8 protein-coding genes are annotated in these 12,064 nt (G+C 60.3%); 2 read left to right on the top strand and 6 right to left on the bottom strand.

Annotation, left to right across the window (positions count from 1 at the left end; translation table 11 throughout):
- Positions 1-450: 450 nt before the first annotated feature.
- From ON753_RS09330 to tpiA, 6 genes are all read right to left on the bottom strand, one after another.
- The gene (locus tag ON753_RS09330) at positions 451-3,600 is read right to left on the bottom strand and encodes an efflux RND transporter permease subunit (RefSeq protein WP_265962252.1); all 3,150 of its coding nucleotides are present in this window, start codon (positions 3,598-3,600) and stop codon (positions 451-453) included.
- Positions 3,601-4,761: an efflux RND transporter periplasmic adaptor subunit gene (locus ON753_RS09325; protein WP_265962251.1), complete on the bottom strand. Its 1,161-nt coding sequence runs from the start codon at positions 4,759-4,761 to the stop codon at positions 3,601-3,603.
- A 185-nt stretch (positions 4,762-4,946) separates the two neighbouring features.
- Positions 4,947-5,771, bottom strand: coding sequence for a VOC family protein (locus ON753_RS09320; RefSeq protein ID WP_265962249.1), 825 nt, complete (start codon positions 5,769-5,771; stop codon positions 4,947-4,949).
- A 114-nt stretch (positions 5,772-5,885) separates the two neighbouring features.
- Entirely contained in the window at positions 5,886-7,514 is a 1,629-nt protein-coding gene (locus ON753_RS09315) for a CTP synthase (protein WP_265962248.1), read from the bottom strand.
- 132 nt (positions 7,515-7,646) lie between these two features.
- On the bottom strand, positions 7,647-8,024 hold the full coding sequence (gene secG, locus ON753_RS09310; RefSeq protein WP_265962247.1) for a preprotein translocase subunit SecG: 378 nt from the start codon (positions 8,022-8,024) through the stop codon (positions 7,647-7,649).
- Positions 8,025-8,133: 109 nt separating this feature from the next.
- Entirely contained in the window at positions 8,134-8,892 is a 759-nt protein-coding gene (gene tpiA, locus ON753_RS09305; protein ID WP_265962246.1) for a triose-phosphate isomerase, read from the bottom strand.
- Between the two features lie 242 nt (positions 8,893-9,134).
- Here tpiA and ON753_RS09300 point away from each other — a divergent pair, with 242 nt between their 5' ends.
- Positions 9,135-11,024 carry a SurA N-terminal domain-containing protein gene (locus tag ON753_RS09300; RefSeq protein WP_265962245.1) on the top strand — a complete coding sequence of 630 codons (1,890 nt, stop codon included), beginning with the start codon at positions 9,135-9,137 and terminating at the stop codon, positions 11,022-11,024.
- A gap of 24 nt (positions 11,025-11,048) precedes the next feature.
- Entirely contained in the window at positions 11,049-12,062 is a 1,014-nt protein-coding gene (trpD, locus tag ON753_RS09295) for an anthranilate phosphoribosyltransferase (RefSeq protein WP_265962244.1), read from the top strand.
- The last annotated feature ends 2 nt before the right edge of the window (positions 12,063-12,064 follow it).

Genomic DNA, 12,064 nt, shown 5'->3' with positions numbered 1-12,064 from the left:
CAGCCTTTCGCGCTGGAACCCAATATGTCAGTCAATCTAATTTGGGTTCCAAATGGGTTCCAAACGACCTCAACACCCGACAAAACCCCAAAAAACGCCACGTGGCAAAATTGCTTTAAAACGGCTATATTCTGCAGTAAACATAGGCTCCATGCAACTACTCGGCATAGCTCACAATGACCGGTCAAAGACTTTTAATCAGTAGGTCCAGGGTTCGAGCCCCTGTCGGCTCACCAATATTTCCAACTTCTTCAAAAATGTCCGCAAAGTTCTTCGGCCACTACTAATCAGGCGCCGAAGATCATTGGCCCGATCGCTGGAAGACACGTGATCTTCCAGCTAATCCAAATCAACGACCCAAACCGGCCCTCCACCCCGACCGTCACGGCTGCCGCCGCGCGCACGCTGGCAAGCGGAGATCATCGAGATATCGGCGTGTCCCCGACCGTCTCACGTGGCCGGAGTTTCCTGCCTCGTCTCCGGTCCGATTCCCAGCCAGCCCTTCACCTTTTCGCGCACGGTCTGAAGGCTGACATAGAGAACCGGAATCAACAGGACGCCGATCGAGGTCGCGAACAGCATGCCGCCGAAAACCGCGAAGCCGATGGCCTTTTGGCTGGCCGCCCCCGCGCTCGACGCGGTCATCAGCGGCACGACGCCAAGAAGGAATGCCAGCGCCGTCATCATGACGGCGCGGAAGCGCAAATGGCCGGCTTCAATGGCCGAGTCCCGGATGGATTTGCCGCTGTCGCGCTGCTCGATCGCAAACTCGACGATCAGAATGGCGTTCTTTGCCCCCATTCCGATCAGCATGATCATTCCGATCTGCGTATAGAGGTTGACGTCGCTGCCCGTCACGAACACGGCCACCAGCGCGCCGAGGATCGCGAAGGACACCGACATCAGGATCGCCAGCGGCATGGTCCAGCTTTCATACTGCGCCACCAGGAACAGATAGGTGAAAAGGATGGAGAGCAGCAGAATGAACAGCACGACCTGCCCGGAGCCAAGCTGCTGCAGGGCGGTTCCCGTCCATTCGTAGGTATAGCCGGACGGCAACGCTTCCTGGGCGGCCGCTTCCACTTCGCCGATCACGACACCGGTCGATGCCCCTGGCGCAGGATCCGCCATGACGGCCGCGGACCGGAACATGTTGTAGCGGGTCAGGATCTGCGGCCCGAGCACGTTCTTCGTCGTCAGAATGCTGCGCATCGGCACCATCGTTCCGTCGGTCGAGCGCACATAGAGCCGGCCTATGTCTTCGACCCTGTCGCGGAATTCTCCTTCCGCCTGCACCATCACCCGGTAGACACGTCCGAAGATATTGAAGTCGTTGATGTAATAGGAGCCGAGATATGATTGCAGCGTGACGAACACATCCGCCACGTTGATACCCAGCGTCTTTGCTTTCTGCCGGTCGAGGTCCACGAATATCTGCGGCACATTCGCCCGGAAGGTCGAGTAGGCGCGCGCAATCTGCGGGCTCTGGTTCGCCGAATAGACCATAGAACCGACTGCGGAAGCCAGATCCTGCGGGGTGCCGTCACCGGTCTGCTGCAGCATTGCCTGCACGCCGCCGGTGGTGCCGAGACCCGGGATCGGCGGCGGATTGAACGCGATGATATTCGCCCCTGGAATGGTCGAGAAATCGGCCCAGAACTTCGCCAGGATCGCTTCGATGCGCAGATCCGGCGCCTGACGCTCTTCCCAGCCCTTCATCGTGGCGATGACCAGGGCGGCGTTGGAGGACGAGGCCCCGTTCAGGATCGAATAGCCGTTCACCACGACAACACCGTCGACGCCGGCCGTGTTTTCCACCAGCTCGATGACGCGGCCTGTTATGTCCTCCGTTCTCTCCAGTGCAGCCCCGTCCGGCAGTTGAACGTCGACCATCAGGTAACCCTGGTCTTCCGCCGGCAGAAAGCCCTGGGGCAGCGTCATGCCGAGCGTCACGATCAGCGCAACGACGCCGGCAACGACGGCGACCCCGATGAAGGCAACCCGCACCAGCCGGCGGACAGCGGCCGTGTAGCCGTTGCGCACCGACGTTATGCCGCGATCCAGCCTGCCCATGACGCCGCGCGGAGGCCCCGAACGGGATTTCAGGATCAAGCCGCACAGCGCCGGCGAAAGGGTCAGGGCGTTGACCGACGAGATGAGCACGGCGACCGAGATCGTGACCGCAAACTGGGAATAGAGCCGTCCGGTGATGCCCGGCATGAAGATGGTCGGCACGAACACCGCCAGAAGCACCAAGGTGGTCGCGATGACTGGACTGGTAATCTGCGCCATCGCCTTCTCGGTGGCTTGTTTGGGTGGAAGGCCCTCCTCGGACATGATGCGCTCAACGTTCTCGACGACGACGATGGCGTCATCCACCACGATGCCGATTGCCAGCACCAGGGCAAACAGCGAGATCGTATTGAGCGACATGCCGAGCGCCAGGAGAACGGCAAAGGTCCCGATCAGCGATACGGGTATGGCGATCGTCGGAATGATCGTCGCGCGCCAATTGCCGAGGAAGACGAACACGACCGAAACCACCAGAAGAAACGTCAGGAACAAGGTGGTGATCACGTCATCGAGCGATTGCTGCACGAAATCCGTCGTGTTGAACGGGACGGCATATTGCATGTCCGGCGGAAACGCTTCCGACAGGTTGTCCAGCCGTGCCAGCACCGCTTTGGAAACGGAAAGCGCGTTCGCGCCCGGGGCCTGGTAGATGGCAAGAACGGTCGCGGGCCGCCCGTTGAACTCGCCGCTGGCATTGTAGGATTGCGCGCCGAGTTCGACACGGGCGACATCGCCGATCTTGACCATGGCGCCGTCGCTTCCGGTACGAAGGACGATGTCTTCGAACTCCTCGACGGTCGAAAGCCGGCCCTTGGCCTTGACCGTGTACTGGAATTGCTGGCCGGACGGCACGGGAGGCGCACCGATCTGGCCGGCGGCAACCTGGATATTCTGGTCTTTTACCGCCGAAACGAAATCGCTCGGCGTCATGCCGAGACTGGTCAGCTTGTCCGGGTCCAGCCAGATGCGCATGCCATAGGCGAAGTCGGTCATGACGTCGGCGCGCCCGACGCCCGGTACGCGGGCCAATGCGTCCTTCAGGCGGATCGATGCGTAGTTGGAAAGGAACACCGGGTCATAGGTGCCGCCCGGCGAATAAAGCGTGATCACCAGCAGCATGTTCGTGCTGGCCTTTTGCACCGTCACCCCTTGCGCGGTCACATCGCTCGGCAACTGGCTGGTTGCCTGGCTGACCCGGTTCTGCACGTTGACGGTCGCAATATCCGGATCCGTCCCGACCCCGAAGGTCACGTTCAGGGAATAGCTGCCGCTGGCGGAACTGGTCGACTGCATGTAGATCATGTTGTCGACACCGTTCACCTGCCCCTCGATGGGGGCGGCCACGGTTTCCTCCAGGACCTCCGCATTCGCCCCCGTATAGGTCGCCGAAACATTGACGACCGGAGGAGTGATGTTCGGGAACTGCTCGACCGGCAGGGAGAAATACCCCAGCAATCCGGCTAGCGTAATGACGATGGAAATGACCAGCGCGAATTTCGGCCGGTAGATAAAAAAGCGTGAAAACATCTAGCTTTGCTCCGCCGGCTTGGACGCAAGAACGGGCGTAACCTCGACGCCGGGCCGCACTTTCTGCAAACCTTCGACGATCACCTCCTCGCCGTCTTTCAAGCCGTTGGTGACGACATAATTGGTCTCTATCTGCTGACCGAGTTCGATATACTTCTGCTCGACCTTCTTGTCGGTCACAACCAGCGCAAAAGGCCCCTGCTGGTCGCGCTGAACGGCCGCCTGCGGCACGACCAGAGCGGTTTCCGCTTTGGGCGCCTCGAGAATCACGGTGACATAGGTCCCGGAAAGAAGCTTGGTGTCCTTGTTGTCGAATTGCCCACGGAAAGAGATCGTCCCCGTTGTCGGATCGACGTGGTTGTCGATATAAACGATCTTGCCCGTTTCCCCGTAGGTTTCGCCATTCGGGAGGACCAGGCTGAGCGCAGGTGACCTTTCCGGCGAAATGTTCGCAGGATTGAGGCCATGCGTCTTAACCGCATTGAGATACTGGTCTTCGCTGACGGAGAAATTGACATAGACCGGAGCCAGGCGGATGAGCTTTGCCAGCGGCTCGGTGCTTGGCCCGACGACCTCTCCCACGCTGTAGGTCGTCTTGCCGATCTGGCCGGGAAACGGCGCGGAAATGTCCGTATAGCTCAGATTGAGCTTTGCCTGTTCCAGGTCCGATTGGGCAGCTTCGACAGCGGCTTCCGCCTGCTGTTTCTTCGCCAATGTGGCTTCATAGGCAGCTTCCGAGACGTGTCCCTTGTCGAGAAGGTCCTTGTCGCGCTTTTCATCGGCGGCCTTCAGCGCGGCGTCGGCCTTGGCGCTGGCCAGATCCGCCTCGGCCCTCGTCACAGCGGCCTGGTACTGCGCCTTCTCGATGGAGAAAAGCAGATCGCCCACCTGGACGACGGTACCGTCGGGAACCGCTTTCTTTTCCAGAAATCCACTGACCCGGGCGACCAGATCCACCTGATCGACCGCCGCAATCTGCCCGACGAACCGAGCGCTTTGGCGGACATCCTGACTGCTGACCTTGGCCACCGTCACGGAAGGCGGCGGCGCAACCGGCGCCGCGGCCTCGTCGGACCCGTCGGAACAACCGGCCAGAAAAACCGATGTCAGGGATGCAAGCACAAAGGAACGGGAAATAGTGGCAAGTCGCAAAAAAGGCATTCGTGAAACTCCGCAGTCTGGCCCGGCCGACCAAGGCGCATGATTGGAGTTCACTATAAGACGACTGGTTGATTCAACAAGAGAAGATTGCCCAGGCGTTGTGTTTGCGAAGGGACAATTTAATTCAACTTTGACGGCTCAAGAATTCGCAAGAAGCCGGTGCGGTGCCCCACGTTTCCTCGATCTTAGGAGACTGGGGAAAGAACCAGCGTGAGGCCGAACAAATCGCTCGCGGGAATGATTCTCGTCTCCTCAAGACCGGCACAACCGATCTCCAGGGCGGCGATTTGCGGCAGACTGCCTTGAACCGCATCCGCGGCCTCCTGCCCGACGAGCGAGCGATAGGCACGCGGGGTCAGGACCGAGATTTTCCCCCGCGGCGTTTCCAGCTCCAGCCCCAGGCTGGTGGCACGCATTTCTCTTTGGCCTGCAAAGCCTCCGAGGAACTCGTGATGATCGGAAGGGTCTCCGGCGAGCAGGTAAACGGCCTTCACACACTGCGCCCCGTTCTGGTGGGTCTGAAACGCCGGTTTCCAGAAATTCTCAGGATACCTGTTGCGACAGGTGAAATAGCCTATCTCGGGGGCAAGTGGATCGCGAACGAAGGTGAGGTCGAAGGCGACTTTCACGCTCGTTCCGTCGGCCAGGTTGGCCACCCGCTCGAAGGTAAACGGATCGAATACCTGCAGCCCGGCCTGTTCGAAGTCGGCGCGATCGCGGGCAGGGTCGCTGCTTTCCAGGACCAGCATGCTGGCCCCTTCCCTGGTTTCCAGAAAGTCCCTGTTGAAGGCCCCGAAGGAGAACGTGTTTTCCTTCGGCTCCGGAATCAGGCCGGGTTCGGCAATGCTCAGAAGTTCGATAAAGAAACCGTCGAGCTGTATCAGCCGGTTCGCGGTTCCCCAGGAGTGCCGGTTTTCCGGCGTCACGGTGAACCCGAGCCCTGCACAGGCCCGGGCCGCCGCCTCGTGATCCTTCACAGCAACGACGAGATGATCGAGACCGCGTACCATGACAGCTCCTTGAGACTGTTGAGAGATCTGCAAAACCGCCGATCATCGTGAGGATTCAATCACGGGCTTGATCAACCATCTGCTTTCCGTGATTTCACGACAGAGCAGGTTGCCTTAGACTAGGCGGCTCTGCTGCACCGCCGCGCCGATGAACGATGCGAACAGCGGATGAGGATCGAACGGCCTGGACTTCAGTTCGGGATGATATTGCACGCCGATGAACCAGGGATGGTCTGCGATCTCCACCGTTTCCGGCAGGATCCCGTCCGGTGAGGTCCCTGCAAAGATGAGACCGCACTTCTCCAGCTTCTCCCTGTAGCCGATATTCACCTCGTAACGATGGCGGTGACGCTCGGAAATGCTCGTGGCTCCATAGATCTCGGCGATCTTCGAGCCGGGCTTGAGAGTTGCAGGATAGGCCCCCAGACGCATCGTGCCGCCGAGGTCACCGCTTGCATCGCGGATCTCTTTCTCGTTGCCCTTGGTCCATTCGGTCATCAGGCCGACGACAGGTTCCTTGGCCGGGCCGAATTCGGTGGAATTGGCTTCCGCAATGCCCGCCAGGTTCCGCGCCGCCTCAAGAACCGCCATTTGCATGCCGAAGCAGATGCCGAAATACGGCGTCTCGCGTGTGCGGGCGTAATGTGCGGCGGCAATCTTGCCTTCCGCACCCCGCTCGCCGAAGCCGCCCGGAACCAGGATGCCGTGAACCCCTTCCAGGTAAGGGCCCGGATCTTCCTTTTCGAATATTTCCGATTCGATCCATTCCAGGTTGACCTTCACCCTGTTGGCGATGCCGCCATGAACGAGAGCCTCGATCAGGGATTTATAGGCGTCCTTCAGGACCGTGTATTTGCCGACGATCGCGATCTTCACTTCGCCTTCCGGATTGGCGACCGCGCTTGAAATGCCTTCCCACCGGTCGAGCACCGGTGCCGGGGCGTCCGTCAGGCCGAAGGCCGCAAGGACTTCATCATCCAGGCCTTCCGTGTGATAGGCAATCGGCACGTCATAGATCGACTTGACGTCATAGGCCGGGATGACCGCGCTTTCACGGACATTACAGAACAGCGACAGCTTGCGCTTTTCGGTTTCCGGGATCTCACGGTCGCAGCGGATCATAAGAATGTCGGGCTGGATGCCGATGGACCGCAGTTCCTTCACCGAGTGCTGTGTCGGCTTGGTTTTCATTTCGCCGGCACTGGGGATGTAGGGCATCAGGGTCAAATGGACGTAGACCGCCTCACCGCGCGGCAGATCGTTGCCAAGCTGCCGGATCGCCTCGAAGAACGGCAGGCCCTCGATGTCGCCAACGGTGCCGCCGATTTCCACCAGAACGAAATCGTAGTCTTCGTTTCCGGTCACGACGAAATTCTTGATCGCGTCGGTCACATGCGGAATCACCTGAACGGTGCCGCCGAGATAATCGCCCCGGCGTTCCTTCGCGATGATGTCCTGATAGATACGGCCGGTGGTGATGTTGTCCTGCTGGTTCGCAGGCCGGCCGGTGAAACGTTCGTAGTGGCCGAGGTCAAGGTCCGTTTCCGCCCCGTCATCGGTCACAAAACATTCGCCATGCTGATACGGGCTCATGGTGCCCGGATCCACGTTCAAATAGGGGTCAAGCTTGCGAAGACGGACCTTGTAACCCCGCGCCTGGAGCAATGCGCCCAGTGCCGCGGAAGCAAGACCTTTTCCAAGCGAGGAGACCACGCCGCCGGTGATGAAAATGTATCGCGCCATGGACCAATACCATATCCTTGCCGAGGGCCGTTTGACCACTCGGGAGTTGCGTTCTTAACACATAAAAATGCCCTGCGAGTTCAGCCGCAGGGCATATGTCGGGTGAAAGGGCCGAATGGCCGCCGCGGCCGCTTATTGAGCGGCCGGGACCTCGGGCCCTGAAGGCTGGTTCAACCTCTTGAGATCATCAAGGACACCGCCAGAACCACCTTCGGTTTCTCCATCCGCCGCGGAAGGCGCGCTTTCGCCTGCGACCGGAGATGCGTCCAGAATGGATGCCGGGCGATCCTCGTTCCTGGCGATCAGGCTGAGCGTCAGAGAGGTTGCAAAGAAGGCCACCGCCAGAACCGCAGTAGCACGTGTGAGCACGTTCGCCGTCCCGCGGCTCGACATCAGGCCGCCGCCTCCGCCGCCAATGCCGAGTGCCCCGCCTTCGGAGCGCTGCAGGAGGACAACAAGCACCAGGGCCAGTACGACCATCAGGTGGATGACGATGACTACGGTTTCCATCGAATACCATTCTGTATTGATTTCAAGATTTGCGGCCTTCTACACCAGACGCCGCCCGCTTTCCACCCTTCAATTGACCCTTTGCCAAAGAAGGTTCAAGGGCGGCCGTTCACGAATAGGCCGCAATAATCCCCAGAAAGTCGTCAGCCTTGAGGCTCGCGCCCCCGACCAGCGCGCCGTTGACATTGGCCACCGCCATCAGTTCGCCGGCATTGGCGGGCTTGACGGATCCGCCGTAGAGCAGCCGCATCGCGGAGCCCGCACCCGCGAAGCGATTCTCAAGATTGTCCCGCATGGCCTTGTGCATCTCTTCCACGTCGCCGGCGGTTGGCGTCAGCCCGGTTCCAATGGCCCAGACCGGCTCATAGGCGATCACGGTGTTTTCGGGAGTTGCGCCATCGGGAACGGAGCCGTTCAGCTGACGCTCGACGACTTCAACAGCTTGCCCGGCCTTGCGCTCGCTCTCGGTCTCACCGACACAGATAATGGCAGTGAGCCCCGCCCGCCAGGCGGCCCGGGCCTTGGCATTCACGTCCGCGTCGCTCTCGCCGTGGTCGCTTCGGCGTTCCGAGTGACCGACGATCACGGCACTTGCCCCGGCATCGCGCAGCATTTCCGCGGCGATATCCCCAGTGTGAGCTCCGGATTTTTCCGCGTGGCAGTCCTGGCCGCCCAGGGCAATCGCCCCGCCCTCGGCTTTTTCCGCAAGAACGGCGATCAGGGTGGCGGGCGCACAGATCATTACGTCCACATTGTCGGCCAGATCGTCCGAAATCCCGGCCCGCATCTTGTAGAACTCCGCCACGTTGGATTTCAGGCCGTTCATCTTCCAGTTTCCGGCCACCAGCGGTTTGATCGTCGCGCTCATGATTCTGCTTGCTCCTGCAGGCTGATTTTCTCTCGCCGTTTATAGAGCAGATGCGCCCGTGTGTTGCAATCTGTCAGCCGTGGCAAATATCCTTTTGGGCGCCGGTGTTTGTGGGGCAACTTTGTGTTCTGTCCGCCTTGCGGCAGCGACGCCACCTCATTATGATCCGCCCGCTCCGGCCAGGGCCGGTCCGCTTCAACCATCAGACAGGCTGATGGAAAACAAGAATCACGGGAGTCGTCATGCTTGACGCACTGCGCAGGGGCGCGGGCACTTGGATTGCCAAACTGTTCATCGCCCTGCTGATCTTAAGCTTCGGTATCTGGGGCATTACCGGTTTTTTCCAAGGCTATGGCCAGAACACGGCAGCGACGGTCGGCGACACCGAGGTCACGCTTCTCGATTTTGAACGGACCTACCGGCAGGACCTCAATCGGCTCTCGCAGCAATTCGGCCGCCCGCTCACGCCCGCCGAGGGCGCGGCTTTCGGTATACCGCAGCAGTCACTCGGCAAGCTGATTGCCGAAGCTGCAATGAACGATGCGGCGGAAAACCTGAAACTCGGCGTCACGGACGAGCGTCTTGCGACCATCATCCAGTCCGATCCGGCCTTCCAGGGTCCCGGCGGGCGGTATGACCGCAACCGCTTGCAACAGGTGCTGCGGGCAAACGGCTATTCCGAAGACGAGTACGTGCTCCAGCGCCGTAACATCGCGGAAAGAAGTCAGCTGGCCGAGGGCATTGCCGGCGGCATGAAGGCCCCTGTGAGCTATCTCGAAGCCCTGCATACCTATCAGCAGGAGACCCGCACAGCCGAGTACCTTCTCGTTACCCCTGAACATATCGGCGAGATCGAAGATCCGTCCGACGAAGTTCTGAGCGCCTATTTCGAAGAGAACAAGGCCGACTTCCACGCGCCCGAGTATCGCAAGATCCGGTACATCGCCCTCACCCCGGACACCCTCGCCCGTCCCGAAGAGGTCGCGGAAGAAGACGCCCGCGCCGAATATGAGCGCCGCAAGCAGGACTTCCACGAGCCGGAACGCAGGAAAGTCCGGCAACTGTCTTTCCCGTCTCAGGAAGCAGCCGAGGAAGCCGCTGCGAAACTCCAGGGCGACGCGACTTTTGAAGACCTGATGGCGGAGCGCAATCTCAGCGACAGCGACGTTACACTGGGCGTGATGGCCAAAGACGATTTCCTCGATGAGGCGCTTGGTGAGGCCGCCTTCTCGCTCGCCGAGGGCCAGAGCAGCGGCGCCGTCGAGGGCCGGTTTTCCACGGTCATTCTGAATGTCCAGGAAATCCAGCCGGAACACACGCAGCCCTTTGAAGAGGTCAAGGCCGGTATCGTTCAGGATCTTTCGAAGGAACAGGCCGAAAGGGAAATCCTGGATCTTCTGGATGAGGTCGAGGATGCCCGTGCCGGCGGTGCGCTGCTGGATGAAATCGGCGAACGCTTTTCGCTGCCCGTAGAGGCCCCGGAAGCATTTGACTCCTCCGGAAAATCCATAAGTGGCGGTGAGGCTGACCTGCCGGATGCCGAAGGCCTGATCGAGGGGGCATTTGACAGCGATATCGGCATCGAAAACGATATCCTGCAGTTCGGTGAGCGGGGCTACCTTTGGTACGACGTCGTTGAAGTGATCCCCTCGCGGGAGCGCACGCTGGACGAAGTCAGGGACGATGTGGTCGCCGCCTGGAAGCAGGATCAGCTCGCCAAGCGCCTGAATGACACGGCGGCCGAACTTCTCGCCAAGGCGGAGGGCGGAACACCGCTCGAGGACTTGGCAACCGAGGCCGGACTGGAAGTCAGAACCGCAACTGACTTGCAGCGCAACGCACCGTCCGAAGACCTCGGCCGGGAAGCGATCTCCGCTGTCTTCAGCGGCCCTGTCGGGACCGTTGCAACGGCGCCGGCCGCCGATCAGGGCCGTCTGGTCCTGAAGGTAACCGGTGCGACGGTTCCCGAATTCGACCTGTCCGCACCGGAAGTGGCGGCGATTGGCGATCAGGTGTCCCAGCAGCTCCAGGATACGCTGATAGGCCAGTTCGTCTCCGATCAGGAAGACAAGGCGGGCGTCGAAGTGAACAATGCCGCCATTGCCCGCATCGTCGGATTGGAACAGAACTGATTTTTAAACGGATGGATTGACCACATGACCACGTTCAAGGACTTCATTGCCAAGGTCGCCGATGGCCAAGCTTTGAGCTGGGAAGAAGCCCGGGAAGCCTTTGACGTGATCCTGTCCGGTTCGGCCACCCCGTCCCAGCTGGGCGGCTTTCTGATGTCCTTGCGCGTCCGCGGCGAAAGCATTGCCGAAGTGACGGGCGCCGTGACAGCCATGCGCGAGAAGATGATTCCGGTGAACGCCCCCGGCGGCGCCATCGATATCGTCGGCACCGGTGGCGACAACTCGGGCAGCTACAACATTTCGACATGTACCTCGATTGTCGTTGCTGCCTGTGGCGTGCCGGTGGCAAAGCATGGAAACCGGTCATTGTCATCCAAGTCCGGCGCCGCGGAAGCGCTGTCCGAACTTGGCGTCAATATCGACATCTCCCCGGAGAAGATTTCCGAATGCATTCACAAGGTCGGCATCGGTTTCATGTTTGCGCCGCTTCATCACGCGGCGATGAAACATGTCGGGCCGACCCGCGTGGAGCTTGGAACCAGAACGATCTTCAATCTGCTCGGCCCACTCTCCAATCCTGCCAGGGTCAAGCGCCAGATGGCGGGCGTCTTCGCCCGCAAATGGGTGGAGCCGCTTGCGCAGGCTCTGAAGGAACTCGGCTCTGAAAAGGCATGGGTGGTCCATGGCACTGACGGCATGGATGAGATCACCACCACCGGCCCGAGCTATGTAAGCGAGCTGAAGGACGGCAAGATCACATCCTTTGAAATATCTCCGGCCGAAGTCGGATTGCCGATTGTCCGTCCGGAAGACCTCAGGGGCGGCCTTCCGGCCGAAAACGCCAAGGCGCTGAGAAATGTCCTGGCCGGCGACAAGAACGCTTATCGCGACATCGTCCTGTTCAACTCCGCTGCTTCGTTGCTGGTGGCCGACAAGGTGACCAACCTGAAAGACGGGGTCGCGATGGCAGCCGATGCGATTGACAGCGGCTCGGCTTCCGACACTCTGGAAAAACTCGTCGCAGCGTCGAACGGATAGGA

This window comes from Roseibium salinum, from assembly GCF_026240905.1.
GTDB lineage: Bacteria > Pseudomonadota > Alphaproteobacteria > Rhizobiales > Stappiaceae > Roseibium > Roseibium salinum.
The sequence above is the reverse complement of the archived record's forward strand: the minus strand, read 5'-3'. Positions and strand labels throughout refer to the sequence as shown.

Excerpts from the sequence above, each read along its gene's own strand:
- ON753_RS09325 (WP_265962251.1), bottom strand. The coding sequence starts at position 4,761 with ATGCCTTTTTTGCGACTTGCCACTATTTCCCGTTCCTTTGTGCTTGCA.
- tpiA (WP_265962246.1), bottom strand. The coding sequence starts at position 8,892 with ATGAGCGCGACGATCAAACCGCTGGTGGCCGGAAACTGGAAGATGAAC.
- ON753_RS09300 (WP_265962245.1), top strand. The coding sequence starts at position 9,135 with ATGCTTGACGCACTGCGCAGGGGCGCGGGCACTTGGATTGCCAAACTG.
- ON753_RS09330 (WP_265962252.1), bottom strand. The coding sequence starts at position 3,600 with ATGTTTTCACGCTTTTTTATCTACCGGCCGAAATTCGCGCTGGTCATT.
- ON753_RS09320 (WP_265962249.1), bottom strand. The coding sequence starts at position 5,771 with ATGGTACGCGGTCTCGATCATCTCGTCGTTGCTGTGAAGGATCACGAG.
- trpD (WP_265962244.1), top strand. The coding sequence starts at position 11,049 with ATGACCACGTTCAAGGACTTCATTGCCAAGGTCGCCGATGGCCAAGCT.
- secG (WP_265962247.1), bottom strand. The coding sequence starts at position 8,024 with ATGGAAACCGTAGTCATCGTCATCCACCTGATGGTCGTACTGGCCCTG.
- ON753_RS09315 (WP_265962248.1), bottom strand. The coding sequence starts at position 7,514 with ATGGCGCGATACATTTTCATCACCGGCGGCGTGGTCTCCTCGCTTGGA.